The organism is Mesorhizobium sp. M0590, from assembly GCF_040320905.1.
Classification (GTDB): domain Bacteria; phylum Pseudomonadota; class Alphaproteobacteria; order Rhizobiales; family Rhizobiaceae; genus Mesorhizobium.
Genome location: NZ_JAMYQN010000001.1, coordinates 68,017 through 86,132, shown reverse-complemented (window position 1 = coordinate 86,132; position 18,116 = coordinate 68,017). Strand labels below are relative to the sequence as shown.

Annotated in this window: 21 protein-coding genes and 1 tRNA gene; 8 read left to right on the top strand and 14 right to left on the bottom strand. The window is 62.2% G+C overall.

Annotated features, from left to right (window positions below; translation table 11 throughout):
* Window positions 1-15: 15 nt before the first annotated feature.
* The 6 genes from NKI52_RS00420 to NKI52_RS00395 all read right to left on the bottom strand — a co-directional run bounded on the left by NKI52_RS00420 (window position 16) and on the right by NKI52_RS00395 (window position 4,581).
* The gene (locus NKI52_RS00420) at window positions 16-945 is read right to left on the bottom strand and encodes an electron transfer flavoprotein subunit alpha/FixB family protein (protein WP_023677946.1); all 930 of its coding nucleotides are present in this window, start codon (window positions 943-945) and stop codon (window positions 16-18) included.
* A 155-nt stretch (window positions 946-1,100) separates the two neighbouring features.
* On the bottom strand, window positions 1,101-1,850 hold the full coding sequence (locus NKI52_RS00415; RefSeq protein WP_023677947.1) for an electron transfer flavoprotein subunit beta/FixA family protein: 750 nt from the start codon (window positions 1,848-1,850) through the stop codon (window positions 1,101-1,103).
* A 208-nt stretch (window positions 1,851-2,058) separates the two neighbouring features.
* On the bottom strand, window positions 2,059-2,862 hold the full coding sequence (locus NKI52_RS00410) for a rhomboid family intramembrane serine protease (RefSeq protein ID WP_352570548.1): 804 nt from the start codon (window positions 2,860-2,862) through the stop codon (window positions 2,059-2,061).
* Window positions 2,863-2,887: 25 nt separating this feature from the next.
* Complete coding sequence (locus NKI52_RS00405; protein WP_023677949.1) at window positions 2,888-3,469, bottom strand: cob(I)yrinic acid a,c-diamide adenosyltransferase; 582 nt, start codon at window positions 3,467-3,469, stop codon at window positions 2,888-2,890.
* A gap of 29 nt (window positions 3,470-3,498) precedes the next feature.
* Window positions 3,499-3,690, bottom strand: coding sequence for a twin transmembrane helix small protein (locus NKI52_RS00400; protein WP_023677950.1), 192 nt, complete (start codon window positions 3,688-3,690; stop codon window positions 3,499-3,501).
* Window positions 3,691-3,714: 24 nt separating this feature from the next.
* On the bottom strand, window positions 3,715-4,581 hold the full coding sequence (locus NKI52_RS00395) for an SDR family oxidoreductase (RefSeq protein ID WP_352570547.1): 867 nt from the start codon (window positions 4,579-4,581) through the stop codon (window positions 3,715-3,717).
* Window positions 4,582-4,638: 57 nt separating this feature from the next.
* On the opposite strand from NKI52_RS00395, the gene NKI52_RS00390 reads away from it, so the two are divergent.
* The gene (locus NKI52_RS00390) at window positions 4,639-5,493 is read left to right on the top strand and encodes a YihY/virulence factor BrkB family protein (RefSeq protein WP_031212039.1); all 855 of its coding nucleotides are present in this window, start codon (window positions 4,639-4,641) and stop codon (window positions 5,491-5,493) included.
* On the opposite strand, the gene NKI52_RS00385 is transcribed toward NKI52_RS00390, so the two are convergent.
* Together NKI52_RS00385 and gluQRS are read right to left on the bottom strand one after the other, a co-directional pair.
* Complete coding sequence (locus NKI52_RS00385) at window positions 5,460-6,350, bottom strand: DMT family transporter (RefSeq protein ID WP_352696762.1); 891 nt, start codon at window positions 6,348-6,350, stop codon at window positions 5,460-5,462. The two genes, NKI52_RS00390 and NKI52_RS00385, sit on opposite strands and share 34 nt — an antisense overlap.
* 149 nt (window positions 6,351-6,499) lie before the next feature.
* Entirely contained in the window at window positions 6,500-7,375 is an 876-nt protein-coding gene (gene gluQRS, locus NKI52_RS00380; protein WP_352570545.1) for a tRNA glutamyl-Q(34) synthetase GluQRS, read from the bottom strand.
* 122 nt (window positions 7,376-7,497) lie between these two features.
* Here gluQRS and NKI52_RS00375 point away from each other — a divergent pair, with 122 nt between their 5' ends.
* On the top strand, window positions 7,498-8,139 hold the full coding sequence (locus NKI52_RS00375) for a DNA-3-methyladenine glycosylase family protein (RefSeq protein ID WP_023677955.1): 642 nt from the start codon (window positions 7,498-7,500) through the stop codon (window positions 8,137-8,139).
* Window positions 8,140-8,268: 129 nt separating this feature from the next.
* Window positions 8,269-8,826, top strand: a complete 558-nt coding sequence (locus tag NKI52_RS00370; protein WP_023677956.1) for an HNH endonuclease — start codon at window positions 8,269-8,271, stop codon at window positions 8,824-8,826.
* Window positions 8,827-8,977: 151 nt separating this feature from the next.
* Here NKI52_RS00370 and NKI52_RS00365 read toward each other — a convergent pair whose 3' ends face one another.
* Together NKI52_RS00365 and NKI52_RS00360 are read right to left on the bottom strand one after the other, a co-directional pair.
* Window positions 8,978-9,496: a disulfide bond formation protein B gene (locus NKI52_RS00365; RefSeq protein WP_352570543.1), complete on the bottom strand. Its 519-nt coding sequence runs from the start codon at window positions 9,494-9,496 to the stop codon at window positions 8,978-8,980.
* 29 nt (window positions 9,497-9,525) lie between these two features.
* Complete coding sequence (locus NKI52_RS00360) at window positions 9,526-10,113, bottom strand: YqaA family protein (protein ID WP_352570542.1); 588 nt, start codon at window positions 10,111-10,113, stop codon at window positions 9,526-9,528.
* Between the two features lie 378 nt (window positions 10,114-10,491).
* On the opposite strand from NKI52_RS00360, the gene NKI52_RS00355 reads away from it, so the two are divergent.
* From NKI52_RS00355 to NKI52_RS00345, 3 genes are all read left to right on the top strand, one after another.
* Entirely contained in the window at window positions 10,492-12,351 is a 1,860-nt protein-coding gene (locus NKI52_RS00355) for an ABC transporter ATP-binding protein (protein WP_352696759.1), read from the top strand.
* Window positions 12,352-12,477: 126 nt separating this feature from the next.
* On the top strand, window positions 12,478-13,251 hold the full coding sequence (locus NKI52_RS00350; RefSeq protein ID WP_352570539.1) for a CPBP family glutamic-type intramembrane protease: 774 nt from the start codon (window positions 12,478-12,480) through the stop codon (window positions 13,249-13,251).
* 158 nt (window positions 13,252-13,409) lie between these two features.
* Window positions 13,410-13,494: transfer RNA gene (locus NKI52_RS00345), tRNA-Leu, on the top strand.
* Between the two features lie 376 nt (window positions 13,495-13,870).
* Here NKI52_RS00345 and NKI52_RS00340 read toward each other — a convergent pair.
* Window positions 13,871-14,302, bottom strand: coding sequence for a winged helix-turn-helix transcriptional regulator (locus NKI52_RS00340; RefSeq protein ID WP_352456668.1), 432 nt, complete (start codon window positions 14,300-14,302; stop codon window positions 13,871-13,873).
* A 151-nt stretch (window positions 14,303-14,453) separates the two neighbouring features.
* On the opposite strand from NKI52_RS00340, the gene NKI52_RS00335 reads away from it, so the two are divergent.
* Together NKI52_RS00335 and NKI52_RS00330 are read left to right on the top strand one after the other, a co-directional pair.
* Window positions 14,454-15,272 (top strand): antibiotic biosynthesis monooxygenase, encoded by an 819-nt coding sequence (locus tag NKI52_RS00335; protein ID WP_352696757.1) that lies wholly within the window; start codon window positions 14,454-14,456, stop codon window positions 15,270-15,272.
* A gap of 161 nt (window positions 15,273-15,433) precedes the next feature.
* On the top strand, window positions 15,434-16,159 hold the full coding sequence (locus tag NKI52_RS00330) for an SDR family NAD(P)-dependent oxidoreductase (protein ID WP_352696755.1): 726 nt from the start codon (window positions 15,434-15,436) through the stop codon (window positions 16,157-16,159).
* A 94-nt stretch (window positions 16,160-16,253) separates the two neighbouring features.
* Here NKI52_RS00330 and NKI52_RS00325 read toward each other — a convergent pair whose 3' ends face one another.
* From NKI52_RS00325 to NKI52_RS00315, 3 genes are all read right to left on the bottom strand, one after another.
* Window positions 16,254-16,460, bottom strand: coding sequence for a hypothetical protein (locus NKI52_RS00325; RefSeq protein ID WP_023677964.1), 207 nt, complete (start codon window positions 16,458-16,460; stop codon window positions 16,254-16,256).
* A 298-nt stretch (window positions 16,461-16,758) separates the two neighbouring features.
* Window positions 16,759-17,130, bottom strand: coding sequence for a hypothetical protein (locus NKI52_RS00320; RefSeq protein ID WP_352696753.1), 372 nt, complete (start codon window positions 17,128-17,130; stop codon window positions 16,759-16,761).
* Between the two features lie 204 nt (window positions 17,131-17,334).
* On the bottom strand, window positions 17,335-17,940 hold the full coding sequence (locus tag NKI52_RS00315) for a hypothetical protein (RefSeq protein ID WP_502897732.1): 606 nt from the start codon (window positions 17,938-17,940) through the stop codon (window positions 17,335-17,337).
* Window positions 17,941-18,116: the final 176 nt, after the last annotated feature.

Sequence of the window (18,116 nt, the reverse complement as noted above, 5' to 3'; positions counted from 1 at the left end):
CTTTGGCAGAAGGCGTCAAAGCGCCTTTTGCAGTTCCGGCAGAATGACGAAGAGATCGCCGACGAGACCGTAGTCGGCGACCTGGAAGATCGGCGCTTCCTCGTCCTTGTTGATGGCAACGATCACCTTCGAATCCTTCATGCCGGCAAGGTGCTGGATGGCACCGGAGATGCCGACGGCAATATAAAGGTCGGGCGCTACCACCTTGCCGGTCTGGCCGACCTGCCAGTCGTTCGGCGCATAGCCGGCATCGACGGCGGCGCGAGATGCGCCAACCGCCGCACCGAGCTTGTCGGCGACCGGCAGGATGACCTCCTGGAACTTCTCGGAGGAGCCCAGCGCACGGCCGCCCGAGATGATGATCTTGGCCGAGGTCAGCTCCGGACGGTCGGTCTCGGAGAGCTTGTTCTCGACAAAGCTCGACAGGCCGGGATTGGCCGCCGCCTGGACCGTCTCGACCGGCGCGGAACCGCCCTCGGGTGCTGCCTGGAAGGAAGCGGTACGCACCGTGATGACCTTCTTGGCGTCACTGGACTGCACCGTCTGGATGGCGTTGCCGGCATAGATCGGCCGCTTGAAGGTGTCGGGCGACACGACTTCGATGATTTCAGATATCTGGGCGACATCGAGCAGCGCTGCCACGCGGGGCGCGACGTTCTTGCCCGACGAGGTCGCCGGCGCGATGATCGTCTCGTATGGCTCAGCAAGCGAAACGACGAGTGCCGCCAGCGGTTCGGCGAGACGCTCGGTCAGTTCGTCGGCGTCGGCGAGCAGCACCTTGGTGACGCCCTTGAGCTTGGCGGCGGCATCCGCTGCCGGCTTGGCACCTTTGCCGGCAACCAGCACATGCACGTCCGAACCGATCTGCAGCGCCGCCGAAAGCGCCTTGGCGGTCTGGTCGGAAAGCGCAGCGTTGTCGTGTTCGGCAATCAGAAGAATAGCCATGATGTTTTCCTGACTTTCGTCTTCGAGGCTCCTGAAATCCGGTCAGGCCGAGTCGAAAACGGTTGGTTTCGAGAACCGGAGCGGAGCGTACTTCAGTACGTGAGCACCGGAAGCGGAGAAACCGGCCGTTTGCAGGCCGGCCTCATCGGATTTCCTTAGAGCACGCCGGCTTCGTTCTTCAGCTTGTCTACCAGTTCGGCGACGCTCTTGACCTTGACGCCCGCCTTGCGGCCGCCCGGCTCCTCGGTCTTGATCACTTTAAGCCGCGGCTTGACGTCGGCGCCGTAATCGGCAGGGCTCTTCTCGTCGAGCGGCTTCTTCTTGGCCTTCATGATGTTGGGCAGAGACGCGTAGCGTGGCTGGTTCAGCCGCAAATCGGCCGTGACGATCGCCGGCATCTTCAGTTCCAGCGTCTGCAGGCCGCCATCGACCTCGCGCGTCACCGTGGCCTTGTCACCGTCGAGCACGATCTTGGAGGCGAAGGTGCCCTGCGCCCAGCCGAGAAGTGCGGCCAGCATCTGGCCGGTCTGGTTGGAATCGTCGTCGATCGCCTGCTTGCCGAGAATGACAAGGCCGGGCTGTTCTGCCTCGACGACGCCCTTCAGCACCTTGGCGACGCCCAGCGGCTCAGTCTGCTCGTCGGTCTTGACCAGGATGGCGCGGTCGGCGCCCATGGCGAGCGCCGTGCGCAAGGTCTCCTGTGCCTGCTGCGGCCCGATCGACACGACGATGATCTCTTCGGCCTTGCCAGCTTCCTTCAGCCGGATCGCCTCTTCGACCGCGATCTCGTCGAACGGGTTCATCGCCATCTTGACGTTGGCGAGTTCCACCGCCGAACCGTCCGCCTTAACCCGGACCTTGACGTTCGCATCCACAACCCGCTTCACGGGCACAAGGATCTTCATTTGCCTGTCACCTCTTTCACGATAGTCTCTTCACGCTCGTCGGGCGCGCTATAGCAGCGTGCACCTCTTCAGAGTTGTCGAAAGCCGACATTCCGGACGGAATTCTGGTCTTCGCCACGCCAGTAGGGTGGCGCTTCCGTAGTTGCGGCGACCCCGCGCGTCAATATCCGGGGCGCACTCGGATCCTCGGCGAAGCACTCAAATCGGTTCAGTCCGGACCGGAAACGGTCCCCCGGCCCCAGCGCGGCGCCGGCTGCGCAGGTTGTGGGTCGCTTGGCGCCGGCTCCACGGCTACGGGCACCGGACCGGCGACCACGGCCGGCTCCTCGTCTGCGCCGGCGAGTAGCGGTACGCCGCGGCTGCGCAAGACAAGCACCAGCACGGCTCCAGCGATGATGCCGCCGATATGGCAGGCCCAGGAAACCTGATCCTCGCCCCCCTGGGCGAACATGAAGATCTGGAACAGGATCCACAGGATCAGCGGGATGAAGGCCGGGATGCGCAACGGGATGCGCGCGAAGACCAGCACCCATACCTTCACCCGCGGATAAAGGATCAGATAGGCGGCGACCACACCGGCGATGGCGCCCGACGCGCCAATCAGCGGCACCGGCGAATCCCAGGCAACCAGACCCTGGAAGAAAGCGCCGGCGATGGCGCAAAGCAGGTAGAAGACGAGGTAGCGGACATGGCCGAGTGCATCCTCGACATTGTCGCCGAACACCCACAGGAACAGCATGTTGCCGCCGAGGTGGAAGATATCCGCGTGCAGGAAGGAATAGGTCAGATAGCTCAGGCTCTCCGGAATGACGACAAATTGCGGAGCGAGCTCGACGCTGTCATGCACAACCGACGGGATGAAACCGAGGCCCAGCACCGCGGCGTTGGCGAAATCCTCGCCGCCCAGTGTGGTGACAAAGTAGATCAGCACGTTGAGCGCGATCAGGCTGATCGTCACATATTGCAGCTTGATGTGCCGCAGCCGGTTGGTGTCGTAAAGCGGGATGAACATCGGGCCTCTCCCGCTTCCGGCGGATTCAGCGGTTCTTGCCGGGAACCCATAGCACGTCGGCATTTCCGTTGTCATTGACCGCGCGTGCGGCGACGAACAGAAAGTCCGAGACACGGTTGATGTATCTTATCGCCTCGCGGTTGACGTGCTCGTCCGGGTCTTGCGACAGCGCCACCATGATGCGCTCGGCGCGGCGGGCCACCGTGCGGGCGAGGTGAAGGGCAGCCGCTGCCGGCGTACCGCCGTTGAGCACGAAGGATTTGAGCGGCTCAAGGTCCTTGTTGAGGAGATCGATATCCTGTTCGATGCGGTCGGTCTGCGAGGCGATGATGCGCAACGGCTCGTAGTCGAGCGGCTTGCCATTATCGGGAACTGCCAGATCGGCGCCGAGGTCGAAAAGGTCGTTCTGGATGCGGCCGAGCATCGCATCGATCGCCGGATTTACTGCCGCGGTATGAATGCGGGCCATGCCGATGCAGGCATTGGCCTCGTCGACCGTGCCGTAGGCGTCGATGCGAAGGTCGGATTTCAGCCGCCGCTCGCCAGAGCCGAGGCCTGTGGTGCCATCGTCGCCAGTGCGGGTGTAGATCTTGTTGAGCTTGACCACGGGTTACCTCCCGGCTGGTGGCTGCTGCGTCACTTACGAGTGAAATACACCGCCAGCATGATCAGCACCAAGGCCACGAACTGCAACAGCACGCGCGTCTGCATCAGCTTGTTGGAGGTCATGCTGGAGCCGCCGCGCATCATGTTGATGAGGCCGCGGATCAGCACGATCACCACGGCGACCATGACGAGAACGGCGAGGATGTTGAAGACGGTTGCCATGGTGTGTTCCAGGTTGGATTGCGTTCAGGCGCGTTTGGCGAGCAGACGGTAGAGTACCGATGACGGCAGGATGCGTTTAAGGATCGCGCCGATCCTGGCCGGCACTGTTACCACATAATGCGGGCGTGGGCGCCGCGACAGAAGCGCATGGTGCAAGGCGGCATAAACCACCTCCGGCCCGGGCTTCAGCCGCGATGTGCTGCCGCCGGCCCGCAGCCGTTTGAGTTGCGCCGCATAGGCGAGGCGATGAACGGACTTCTCGTGATCGATATTCGCCAGGAACCACGCAAGGCTGTTGCTGGCGATCTTCGATTTCACCGGCCCGGGCTCGATCAGCGAAACATGGATTCCGCTGCCGAGGAGTTCTTGGTAGAGGGACAGCATCAGCCCTTCGATAGCGTGCTTCGATGCCGAGTAGGCGCCGCGAAAAGGCACCGGCGCCAGGCCGAGGATCGACGAGCAATGAACGAGACGACCATGGCCTTGGCGGCGCATCACCGGTACGACACGGCGAGTGAGGTCATGCCAGCCAAAGACATTGGCCTCGAACTGCTGCCGTAAAGCCTCGACCGGCAGGTCCTCGACGGCGCCGGGCTGTCCGTAGGCGCCATTGTTGAAGAGCGCATCGAGCCGGCCGCCGGTCCGTTCCAGCACCGACGCCACCAGCGCCTCGATCGATCCGGGCTCGGTGTAGTCCAGATAAAAGGCCTCGATGCCGTCGGCCTCGAGCGCAGCGATATCTTCAGGCTTTCGGGCCGTCGCGAACACCCGCCAGCCTTCCTTCTTAAGAGCATGGGCGCAATAGGCGCCTATACCGGAAGAGGCACCTGTGACAATGATGGTGCGCAACTCTTCACCGGGAGGAATGGTGGTTTGACCTAGGGTTGTCATTTACCGCAAACCCTTCCCATATTCGCGGCGTCGGGACAATCGAAGGGAACGCGGTTCTTGTTGCGGAAGATCGTAGCCCTCAAACGCGTCCTCTACGACGCGCTCGGCCATTTCAACACCGACGACGGCTGGGCAATGGCCAGCCATCTGGCGATCACCGCGCTGATGGCGCTTTTTCCTTTCCTGATCTTCGCCACGACGCTGGCGAGTTTTTTCGGCGCGCAGGCTTTCGCCGACACCGCCGTGCACCTTGTGTTCGACACATGGCCCGAGCAGATCGCCAAACCGATCGCGCGCGAGGTGCTCAACGTGCTTACCGTCCGGCGCAGTGACCTGTTGACCTACGGTATCGTGCTTGCCGGATATTTCGCCTCGAACGGCATCGAGGCGCTGCGCACCTCGCTCAACCGGGCCTATCGTGTCTCGGAAACGCGCGGCATCATCTATCGGCGGGTGCAGAGCATCATCTTCGTGCTGATCGCGACGGCCGGGTTTTTGGCCATCAGCGTGCTGCTGGTCTTCGCGCCATTGCTGGCACGGCTGGCCGAGTCGCATTTCGAATGGATAAAACCCTATATGGGCACGATCACGCTGTGGCGTTACGTCATCGCCTCTGTAGTCATCATCGGCGGCCTGTTCGCCGTGCATTTCTGGTTGCCGGCCGGCAAGCGCCGCCTCGTTTCGATCGTGCCTGGCATCATCTTCACGCTGGTCGGCTGGCTCATCGGGTCGACCATCTTCGCCGCCTATCTCGATCATTTCTCGTCCTATGTGACGACCTATGCCGGCCTCGCCTCGATCATGATCGCCGTCGTGTTCCTCTATATCGTCTCAGCGATCTTCATCCTCGGTGGCGAGCTCAACGCCGCGATCAGCCGCTATTTAGAGGCGCGTGCCCGCGTCGGCGGCTGAGCCGTCGCCAGCCCGACGCCGAGCGTCGCGATCGCCATGCCGGCGATCTGGAGCGGGCTCAAGTGCTCACCGAACAATGCCCAGGCGATGACCGCGGTGACAGCCGGGACGAGGTAAAACAGCGAGGCGACCTTCGACATTTCGCCGTCGCGGATCATCACCATCAACAGGAAGATGGCGCCGATCGACAGCACCAGCACGAGCCAGGCCATGGCGAAGATCAGTTCGCCGTTGACGAGGACCGTTCGGGTCTCGAAGGCGAGCGAGGCCAGAGCCATCACCGATGCGCCGCCGACATATTGCCAGAACGTGGCAGCCACCAGATCGCCGCCGGAAGCAAAGCGCTTCTGCCAGATGATGCCGGCGCTCATGCCGAGTACCGAGACCAGCGAGGCGCCCAGTGTCTCGGCCGTCACGCCGCCGCCGAGCGCGCCGAGCTTCGGCCAGAGCACGATCACCACGCCGATCAACCCGAGGCCGAGACCGGCCCAGTGGCGCGGCAGGATGGCCTCGCCGAGAAGCCGGCCGGCGAGCACTGCCGTGATCAGCGGCTGCAGGCCGACGATCAGGGCTGAAAGTCCGGCGGGCATGCCCCGGTGGATTGCCCAGAACACGCCGCCGAGATAGATGCCATGCATCAGGATGCCGGCACCGGTCGCGTGCAGCGCCTCATCGCGGGTGGCGCGGCTCGAACCAAGTGCGGCCATCAAAGCGACAAGCAGGATTGCGGCCAGGACAAAGCGCGCGGCCAGGAACGTAAAGGGCTCCGCCCACGGCATGGCATAGCGCGCGCCGATGAAGCCGGTCGCCCACAGGACGACGAAAGAGGCGGGGATGAACCGCTTGAGGCTGTGCATTTCCGGAGGCCGCGATGAATTCGGGTGAGGGATCGACTGCGGCGACTGCTTAATGCCGTTCGGGCCGGCAAGCAAAACCAAACGGTTGATCCATAGAGTCATTTGAATTGAAGGAGCGCCGTTGATGGCCGCGAGCTCACCGGTCTAGTCTAGAGACCGACCAGCCGCTTGAGATCGGCGGGCGATGCGCCCGCCTTACGCTGGGCGGCAAGGCCGGTATTGCCAAGGCTCTTCGACAGTTTTCGTCCGTCCGGGCCGAGGATCAGGCGATGGTGAAAATAGGCCGGCTGCGGCAGGCCAAGCAGTTGCTGAAGCAGCCGCTGCACGCTGGCCGCGGAATAAAGGTCCTGGCCGCGCACGACATGGCTGACGCCCTGCAGCGCGTCGTCCATGGTGACGGCGAGGTGATAACTGGTCGGGATTTCGCGGCGCGCCACGACCACGTCGCCCCAATCCTGCGGATGGGCTTCGACACGACGCGTCGCGGAGAGCGTCTCGTCCGTGTATTCGGCCCATGACAGGTCCTTGCCGGCGCGCGCTATTGCAGCATCGACGTCCAGCCGCCAGGCAAATGGCACATTTTCGGCAACGCGCCGCTTGCGTTCGCTCGCCGTCAACGCCTTGTCGGCGGCGGGATAGAGCGGCACGCCGTCCGGGTCGCGCGGCCAGTCGCGGCCACGCTTCTCGCTGTCGGCGATGAAGGCGCGGATATCACTTCTGCTCATGAAGGCCGGGTAGACAAGTTCTTCCTTGATCAGCCGCTCGAGCATCGCCCGATATTCGGCAAAATGCTCGGACTGGCGGCGCACCGGTTCCTCCCAGCCAAGCCCCAGCCATTTCAGGTCGCGAAAAATGCCTGCCTCGAATTCCGGCGTGCAGCGCGTCGTGTCGATATCCTCGATGCGCAGCAGCAGGCGTCCGCCCGCCGCCTTTGCCAATTTCTGATTGAGCAGCGCCGAATAGGCATGGCCGAGATGCAGTTCGCCGTTCGGGCTCGGCGCGAAGCGGAATGTCAGCAGTGTCATTGTCCGGCGGCAATCGGGTTGTGTGGCGCTTTCGCCAATTGCTACTTTGCGCCGGTGGCGTCGTGCGTCCAGAGGGACACGTGACGAAGCGTGCGGCACTTTTGATTTTGGAACAAGCAGACATGCAACGCATCGCCAGTCTCGACGACATTGCGCAAGGGCTGGATAGGCTATGCTTACTCGACCCACGCCTGGAAAAAGTGCGCGGCATGGCCGGCGAGGTGCCGCTCAGGCTGTCGGAGCCGGGGTTCAGGAGCCTTGCCTCGATCGTCGTTTCACAACAAGTGTCCCGCGCGAGCGCCGATGCCATCTTCGGCCGGCTGACGAGACTGCTCGATCCGCTGACGCCGCAGGCGATACTTGCCGCCGACGAGGCGATCTTTCGCGAGGCCGGGCTGTCGCGGCCCAAGCAGCGCGGCCTGGTTGCCGTCGCCCGGGCGGTGGCCGAGGGACTCGACCTCGATCACCTGTGCCGGCTCGATGCAAGCGAGGCGATCGCGGCCATGACCAAGGTGCCGGGCATCGGCTCGTGGACGGCTGAAGTCTACCTTTTGTTTGCCGCCGGACACCCAGATATCTTTCCGGCGCGCGACGTTGCATTGCAGAGCGCGGTCGGCCATGCACTCGGCATCGACCCGCGTCCGCCGGAGAAAATGCTGATCCGGCTTGCCGAATCATGGAGCCCGTGGCGCGGTGTCGCATCGCGGCTTTTCTGGGCTTATTATCGCGAATTGAAGGGCAGGGATGCCGCGCCTCCGGCCTGAATCCGCAAAAAAGCATTGAAATCATGCGTTTTTGAGACCCGGCATGATCGACAATCCGCTTCACATCCCTGTCATGTCGGGCTTACAGTATCCGCGTCGACCGGTTCTAGGGTGAAGGAGGTCAACGACGTGACGGTTGCCGTATCTCCGGATGGGCTTCCAGCGCTGGTGCTGAATGCGGATTACCGTCCGCTCAGCTATTACCCCCTGTCGCTCTGGTCCTGGCAGGATGCCATCAAGGCGGTGTTCCTCGAGAGGGTGAACATCGTCGCCGAATACGAACACGCCGTCTCTTCACCGACCTTTTCGATGAAGCTGCCGAGCGTCGTCAGCCTGAAGGCTTACGTGAAGCCGTCGAGGCATCCGGCGTTTACCCGTTTCAACGTCTTCCTGCGTGACCGTTTCCAATGCCAATATTGCGGCACGCCGGACGATCTGACGTTCGACCATGTCATTCCTCGCCATCGCGGCGGCGCCACGACCTGGGAGAATGTCGTCGCTGCCTGCTCGCCCTGCAATCTGAGGAAGGGCGGCATGATGCCGGCCCACGCCAAGATGTGGCCGCTGCAGAAGCCCTACCAGCCGACGGTGCATGATTTGCATAATAACGGCCGGCTGTTCCCGCCCAACCATCTACACGAAAGCTGGATGGATTATCTGTACTGGGATGTCGAACTCGAGCCATAGAGTTCGGCAGAAATCCGCCATACCGGTCGCCTGACGCAGCTTTCTGCGCTTCCGGTGCTCACGTACTTTAGTACGCTCCGCTCCGGTTCTCGAAAGCCACGTCATGCACTCCGGCCTGACGAATTTCTGGACGAACTCTGCGTTGTGCCGCTCAGTCGCGGGCGAAGGCGCTGCGGAAGGCTACGACTGCCAGGACAAAGCTGGCGATGGCGTTCCAGCCGGCCAGCGACAGGCCGAGGATGCGGAGCGCCGCCTTGTCGCAGGAGGGCGGGACGAATTTGTCGAGCGCATCGAGCACGCCCTTGCCGCCGGTGTCCACCGGCCCGGCGGCTGCAGTGCAATCGGTCGGGCCTGGCCACCACGCCCATTCGACGCCGGAGTGATAAACGCCGAGATAGACGCCGTAGAGCATCAGCAGGCCGCCAATAGCCAGCAGGCCACGGCTTACCCAGGCTGGCGCGTGAAGAGCCGACGCAAGCACCGCCAGCAGCATCAAGGGCACGCCGACGTAGTAAGGCGTGCGCTGCTCGAGGCAGAGCTTGCAGGGGATGTAGCCGCCGAGATACTGGAAGGCCAGCGCCGAGCCGACCGTGGCGGCCATGGCGACAGCGAGAAACAGGGCGGTGCGCAGCCGCTGGCGTCCGGTATCGGCATTCACGGTCGCTGTCATCGGACTCAGTCCATTCGGTTCGATGCCGTTCAGACGGCGTATTTGACGACGATATAGAGCAAAATCAGGGCAGCGGCGGCGGCGCCTGCAAGCTGGCCAAGGCGCTTTTCGATGAAGTGGCGGATCGGCTCGCCATAGCGGCGCAAGAGCCACGCGAGAAACAGGAAGCGAGCACCGCGCGCCACGATTGCCAGCACGATGAACAGCAGCAAGGGAACACCGATGACGCCCGACAGGATCGTCACAACCTTGATCGGCGGCAGATGGGCGAGGCCGGAGGTGACCAGCATCAGGATGATGAAGCCGACACCCGATGAGACGCGCATCGCTTCGAACTCGTCATATTTGCCATAAAATTCGAGGATCGGCCGCGCCACCGCATCATAGGCATAATGGCCGATGAACCAGCCGGCGATGCCGCCCAGCACCGAGGCGACGGTGGCGACCAGCGCGTAACGATAGGCGCGATCCGGCCGCGACAGCGCCATCGGCAGATAGAGGACGTCGGCCGGCACCAGGAACACCGAGCTCTCGACGAAGGCGATGAAGGCAAGCCACCATTCGGCCGATTTGCTCGCCGCCAGCGACAAGGTCCAGTCGTAAAGTCCGCGAAGCATCGGCACTCCTAATGCACGCCCAAACCAGAAGCGGTCTTGGGATCACGACATGTACAAACAAGACTTGGAAGCGCCCCGCATCAACCTCGTCGGACAAGGTGCGCTTCAATGACATGCGCCGCCTGTCTAGAAAGATTTTCCGCGCTGCACAATGGCAGCTGCTTCACGAAATCGAAAGGCTGAGGCTTGAGCGAGCCCAGATGTCGGGATTTGGCCAGTTGATTGACGAGCAAGCCATGGCGTCGAACACTTGCCTGCCTGAAGTGCGTCAAGGCAGTTTCCAATTACATCGTGGGTTTTCCGGCCGAACACGATCCGTGTTTAAATACCGGCGATTCCTGTCGCATCCTCTCTCCCTGCTTCGCCCTTTGCGCCGCCATGTCGTTGTCTGATTTCATTTATCGCGCCTTTGAGAAGCTCATCCGTCCGCTGGATATTCCACCCGCGCCGCTGCCTGCGAGCGGGCCGTTTGCGCTGCTCCTGCATTTTGCGCGGATGTTCCGCGGCACCCTTGCGGCCATTACCGTCCTGATGATGGCGGTCGAGGGGATCAACCTTGCGACGATTTGGGGGGCCTCGTTCGTCGTCGATGGGGTGAGCGCGAAGGGCGCGGCGGTTTTCCTGCAGGAGGACTGGCCGACGCTGGTCGTGCTCGGCGTGCTGGTTTTCCCCGTGCTGCCGTTGCTCATCTTCGTGGGCAATGCGCTGAACTCGCAGACGGTGGCCGTATGCATGCCGGCGGCGATGCAGTGGCAGGGCCACAAGGCGGTGGAACGTCAGGATCTTGCCTTCTTCCACGACCTCTTCGCAGGTCAGGTGGCGTCGCGCATTTCGCAAGTCGCATCCGCCGTGCAGCAGCAGATCGTCGTGGCCTTCTACAGAATACCGCTGTTTCTGGTGCAACTCGTCGGTTCGCTCGTTCTGCTTGGCGCGTTGTCCTGGCCGCTTGCGCTTCCGGTTTTCCTCTGGATCTCCGCCAACATCGCCATTGCGGTGGTGGCGGTACCCCAATATTCCGAGCGGTCGCGCCGCTCGGCGCGGGGGCGAAGCCTCGTGGTCGGCGCCATGACCGACCTCTACAGCAACATTCAGATGGTCAAGCTGTTTGCGGCGGAAGACAGCGAGGCGGGCGCGATGCGGACCGTGATGGAAAACGCCATCGAGACCCAGCAGCGCGAAAGGCGCATCTATCTGATGACCGATATGGGCGTCGTCCTGCTCAACGTTGCCCTCTTTCTCACCAACGTTGCCATAGGGCTCTGGGGATTTGTCGCCGGCTTCGTCACGGTTGGTCAGTTCGCCGCTTCGATCGCCATCGTGCAGCGGCTCAATGCCAACTCCCGTGCCTTCCTGCAGATGGGCCAGCAGATTTTCCAGGCGGTGGGCACGATCCGCGACGCAATGCTGGTCGTGACGACGCCGCCGACCATAAAAGACGCGCCGAACGCCAAGCCGCTCGACGTCACGGCCGGCGAAGTCGAGTTCAAGAACATCCAGTTCGAATACCGCGAGGGTCAACGGGTGATCGAAGACCTGTCGCTCACCGTGCGCGCCGGCGAGAAGGTCGGGCTCGTCGGCCTCTCCGGGGCCGGCAAGTCGACCCTTGTCAGCCTGCTCCTGAGGTTCTTCGAGCTGAAGGGCGGCGCGATCCTGATCGATGGGCAGGATCTCCGCAGCGTGACCCAGGCCAGCCTTCGGGAGAGCATCGGCGTCGTCACCCAGGACGTCTCACTGCTGAATCGCTCCGTCGGCGACAACATCCGTTATGGCCGGCCCGATGCCCCGCCGGAGGCGTTGGAGCGCGCCGCGATGCTGGCCGAGGCCGACGGCTTCATCGCCGATCTCAGAGATGGCGAAGGCCGCACCGGCTACGACGCTTTCGTCGGCGACCGCGGGGTAAAACTTTCCGGCGGCCAGCGTCAGCGCGTCGCGATCGCCCGGGTGTTGCTCAAGGACGCGCCAATCCTGGTTCTCGATGAGGCGACGTCCGCATTGGACAGCGAGGCCGAGGCGGCGGTCCAGGACAAGCTCGCTCTTCTGATGGAAGGCAAAACTGTGATCGCCATCGCCCATCGCCTGTCGACGATTGCCAGGATGGACCGGATCGTCGTCCTCGACAAAGGCCGCATCGTCGAGGAGGGAAAACCATCGGCGCTGCTGGAGCGCGACGGGCTCTATGCCCGACTGTGGAAGCTTCAGACCGGCGGCTATATTGCCGACGCCCTCGAGGAGATGTGAGCCGCCCTCGGTGATGATGTTTTGCTCATGGCCGGCTCGATACATTCTGCTTTCACTCCGGAAACCGGACTTGGCTGAACTCGTTTCCACCATAACGTTCGGAAGCCGATCCCAACTTCATCGATCATGAGCGAAGCCATAATCCCGAACTCCCGTGCCGCCATTCTCGAGCGGCGATCTGCCGGCGCGCTGACATGGTCCGGCCCCGCCCTGATGTTGTTCGCGCGGTCGGCTTTCGCTGTTGCCGCGCAGGGCCTGGTTGCGGCCGTGTACGCTGCGCACGGTTCGGCGACGCCCTGGCGCGACGCACGGGCTTGGCTGCCGGTATATGGCAGCTTGATCGACGCGGGCTGCCTTGGACTCCTTTGGTGCCTTGCGCGGCGCGAGGGCATCACGTTGCTCGATTTGGTCGGTTTCGATCGCAAACGCTTGGGGCGCGATCTGTTGTTGGGCGTTGCGCTCATCCTCCCGAGCCTCGTTTTCATCTACGCTGGGATCACCGCCAGCAGCCTGTTGGTCTATGGCAACCCTGACGCACCGCAAATATACGGACCTTTGCCGCTCTTGCCTGCGCTCTACGGGGTGCTGATCTTTCCGTTGGTCTGGGGCATTACGGAGCAGACCACCTATAACGGCTATCTTCTGCCGCGTTTCCAAGTCTTGTCGGGAAGCACGGGATTTGCCGTTGCCGTCGTAGCGTTTTCCTGGTCGTTTCAGCATGCGGTGATGCCGCTGACGTTCGACCCACACTTCATGCTCTACCGGCTCTTGGCACCCATCGCGCATTCGACATTCATCACCCTCGTGTACCTGCGCGTGCGCCGCATCCTGCCGCTGGCGACGGCGCATTGGCTCATGGATGGGGCGTCGGTATTCATCGGCATTCCGCTGTTGCGGTAGAAGGGTTCAAACGGGCTGAGATGCCCACTTTAGACCGAAGCCTCCGATCGACGAAATCGAAAGCCTGGGTTTGAGCTACATGGGGTCTCGGGAATTGGCCAGTTGACGAACAGGCCTCCAACCGTATAGTCCGCGCCCATCCAGGCCGCCCGGCCTGAGCCCCTATGGCGGAATTGGTAGACGCGCTCGACTCAAAATCGAGTTCCGCAAGGAGTGCTGGTTCGATCCCGGCTAGGGGCACCATTTCCTAAAATTCCCACGCCACTTCCTGTTAAATCCAATGGCGTGGGTGGGATCGTCCACGACGCCCTCGACGGCCACCGAATGGTTGCGTCTTGCCTGTTGCCGCAAGCTGCCCAAGCTTCCGCTGAACGGTGCGCGGACCAGCCCCAAGCGCAATCTGGCGTTCCTCACCGCACGCGATCAGGCGTGCCGCGGTCCCGCAAGAAGACGTTGCCGCAAAGTCGATCGCTGCCCGACGGACATGTTTCCTCCCGCGAACTACCCACCAGACCCGGCCCACGGATGCAACCTCGGGAGGTGAGATATGCGGGCATTATGGCACGATGCGAAACAGCTTCGTCTTGGATCGTGCTGCGGGCCGGAGCCGCCGCCGTGCCTAGCGCAGGGCCGCCACGACGTCGGCGAAGTCGGCCCGCTTGCCATTGCCGGCGCGACGCAATTGCACCTCGACCGGCTTGCCGTCGGATTGGTCGCAGTAGACGATGGGTCCGGGCCGCACCCATTTGTCGCCCCACTCGGTCAGCGCGATAATGACCGTTTTGAATTCCAGCCCCTTCCGGGTCAGGACGTAGTCGGCCTGCTCGCCGGCGGCACCCGGGCGACGGTCCATCAGGCCGGCCTCGACGAAATCCTCGAGGCGCTTGGCCAGGATGTTGGTGGCGATCCCCAGGCTCTTCTGGAATTGCGAAAAGCGCGTGCAGCCGCCGAATATCGCGTCGCGCAGGATCAACAGGCTCCAGCGCTCGCCGACCAGTTCCAGGGCGCGTGAGGCCGAGCAGTTTTGTTTTTCATAGAGACGACCAAGCATGGTGTGAACATACCCTATTGACTTGCATCATGCAAGTACGCAATTGTGCTTGCATGATGCAAGCGACAGAGGTCGAGAGAGTGTCGCTCCACTTCATCGCCCGAGATTTCGGGTGTCCATCAACCAATCAGATCCAGACAGGAGATATGTTATGAAAAAGGAAGAAGATTACACGACGTCATTCGTCGTTAAGCAAAGCCCCGAAGAGGTTTTTGCCGCGGTTGTCAATCCGCGAGCCTGGTGGTCGGAAGATATAGATGGCGATACCAACAAGCTCGGTGCGATATTCTACTATCATTTCAAGGATATCCACCGCGGCACATTCAAGGTCACGGAGCTTGTGCCTGGCAAGAAGGTCGTCTGGCACGTCGTCCAGAACTACTTCAACTTCGTCAAGGATGCGACCGAGTGGACCGGCACGGACGTGGTCTTCGAGATCGCGCCGACCGATAAGGGGACCGAGCTGCGTTTCACCCATGTCGGGCTGAAGCCGAGCGAAGAATGCTACGATGTCTGCCATGAATCGTGGCGCTTCTATGTCGCGAGTCTCCGCGACCTGATTTCGACGGGCAAGGGGCAACCCAACAAGGGCGAAGAGAACGCCAACCCAACGGTTGTGCCGCAAAACGAGGACCTCGGCGCCGTCGAGCGCAAGGCGGCAGGCGATGGCGCCGAGATGATCGTCATGACGACGGCAGCGGCGAAGCCCGGCATCGAAAGCAAGGTGCGGAATGCCCTGCGGGACGTGGCGGGGGCGGCCCGCAAGCAAAGCGGGTGCATCGACTATAGCGTCTTTCGCTCGGAGGCAGAGCCCCATGTTACCATCTGCGTCGAGCGCTGGGCATCGAAGCAGGAGCGCGACGCTTTTCTACGCTCGGCGGACGCGAAGAATTTCGTTTCGGCCATAACCGGCGCCTTCCTGGAGCGGCCTTCGCCGATCTCCTACACGACATTGGAAGTCGGGTCCTAGTTGCAAGGTTCGCCCGGTCACGGCGCCGGCTGCCCTGGAGCAATGCAACGGGGCAGACGGCGTCCAAGCGTGGGAACAGAAAACCATAGCCTACTTGCATGATGCAAGAACGAATGGCTTGCATTCATGCAAGAGGAAGAGAGATCGCCGTGCCGAAATCGATGGAAGTCACAAACAAAGCCGTTCTCGTGACCGGGGCCAATCGCGGCCTCGGCAAGGCGCTGGTCGAGGAAATATTGAGGCGGGGTGCCAAGCGCGTCTATGCCGGCGCGCGCAAACCGCTCGCCCACGCGGATCGGCGCGTCACGCCGCTGATCCTGGACGTGACCGATGCGGTGCAGATTGGGGCGGCTGTCGAGCGGATCGGGTCTCTCGATATCCTCATCAACAACGCCGGCATCGGGCTCTACGACGATCTTGGCGATCGTGCTGCGCTCGAGCGACACCTCGCCGTCAACCTGCTCGGCGTGCATGGCGTAACCCACGCATTCCTGCCGCTGCTCACGAATTCGCGCGGCGCCGTGGTCAACATCCTGTCGGAAGCGGCTCTCGTTCCCTTCCCGATTATTCCGTCTTACTCACTATCGAAGGCCGCCGCGTTTTCCATGACGCAATCGCTGCGTGCTCTCGCCGGCGCTCGTGGCGTGAGCGTTCATGCAGTCCTGTCCGGTCCCATAGACACCGACATGAGCAGAGACGCCGATATACCGAAGAGCTCCGCGGAGAGCGTCGCGAAAGGTATCCTGGACGGCATGGCGCGAGGGGAGGAGGAAATCTTCCCTGATCCGAAATCGGCCTCCATGGCCGAGAGCTGGCGCGGCAGCGCGTTCAAAGCGCTCGAACGCCAGATGGCGGCTTTCGTCCAAGCCATGCCCGCCAAGCCATAGGCGACCGCCGCCATCGATACGCTGCCAGCATTCGCAATTCAGCGCCCCACAGTGGAGCGGAACGTCATGCTGTTGAACGCAACTTCCCCGGTTTTCACCAGCGGATCACGATGACTTTGTCGGTCCCGTTGGCGAGTTCGACAGCTTCGGTGCCATCCGGTTTGCGGCTTTGGATTCTGGCGCTCTCGACAGCTTCAACGCCAACAACGTTGACTGCAAAGGCTTCATCGATTTCGGCGGCACAGACCAAGGTGTCCGGCGGCAGGTCCTTTACTTGATCCAACAACTCGCGAAGCTTCATGGTCGAATCTCCTTGGCGATAGCAGGAATGAGCAGCACGCTTTCGCCGCACATTCGGAACCATGTCCCTTGAGAAAGGTTCCCGATGAGGTGGAGATGCCGCAGAATGGGACGAGCGCGGCGATCCGCCCGTCGCGATGATGTGAACGCGCCGTGCGAAGCATCTGTCTCAAATCCCTGTCCCTAATGCTGCCGGCGCAATTCCTTGTTGATCATGCCGCCCATCGCTAGACCGACCGCCATCACCGCAAAAGTCGCCGCGATAGATCGCTTCGGCAGCACCGTCTCCCAACCTGGCGTCAACCGCTTCGGCACGAAGCCATAATCTGTTGCCAATCTGTTGCCGCGGCAATGGCCGCTGCCGCCAACGCATCGCGAAATATCAGAAGCGACGGACGCGGCGGCCTCGAGGCGAGCCATAGTTCGAAAAGGAATGCCCAGAACATGGAGGAAGCGTGATGCGTGCCATAGCCGACGAGCGTGTGCGCCACGTCGCCGCGCCGCACGGACGCGGCTTGCTCGCCATAGAGCCAGTGGCTGGTCGCATTCGTGGGCTGCAGGGCGCCTTTGCCTTCCCGCCTGGCAAGCAGGGCCAATGCAGCTGTCGTGGCGAAGCTGACGATCGTACCCGAAACGGCTGCGGATAATCCTGTCTGGATCAGACTTTTCACTTGGTCCTCCCGTCGTTTCGCGGTCGGCTCCTTGGAACGCCTTGTGAATTCGCGGCAGTGTCGTGATTGCCAAAACGGCAAAACGAGTCCGAAGTTCCGAGCACGGACTTTTGGTTGGACGTTATCCCAGGAGCGTCCTCCGGGATAACGCCTTTGAGGTCCGGCTGCCTTTCCTGGTAGGCTCGGATCGCAGCCCGGCCGCTATTACATTGGCCCCGGCACCATCTTGGTCGGCTGCTCAGGCATCGGAAACGGATAGTTGTCGCATTTCACGTCCGGGTTCGTCGGGCTGAACATTCCGAGCGGGTTGTCCTTGAACAGCCAGGCGTGAAGGTCGTAGTGGTGGAACTCCTTCGGGATGAGCGGATAATGCCCCTCCATCGGCCCCTGGAATGTCTGGCCGAAGAGCTTCGGCGGCTCCTTTGTGTCCGGCGTCAAGGGCACGAGCCATTCCGCGCCGACCAGGCGCAATTCGCCGCCGACCGGCTCATAGATCAGCACATTGGGGCGCGTCGGATCCGCGGTCGGGCCGACAGTCGTGACGTTGACGAAATGGATGCCCATCGCGCCCTTCGGGTAATCCATCGCCCCCTCTACCTTTTCGCCGCTGTAGAAGACGCATCCTACCGTCGATAGATAAAGCTCGCGAATGGCAACCTTGTAGTCTTCATACCTGGACAGCGATTTACGCAGGGCATCGATCTCGGCTTTGTCGGGTTCGGCCGCCCGAGGAGTGGCGGCGTTCAGACACGCGCCAATGAGACCTGCCAAGGCGAGGATACCGACACGCCTGAGGTGAGTTGTTTTCATCATGCATTCCTCCCAGATTTTTTTCTTCTGGCCGTGCAGGACCGAGGCGGCAGTGATGCTGGACGCGCGGCCGAAATTGATCGCCTCATCCCGGTTGGGACTGCGTCGATGCTAATCCTTTCCGCTGATCGGGAGAATTAACCCTGACGACCTAGGCCCGAGCGGGCCGACGGTGC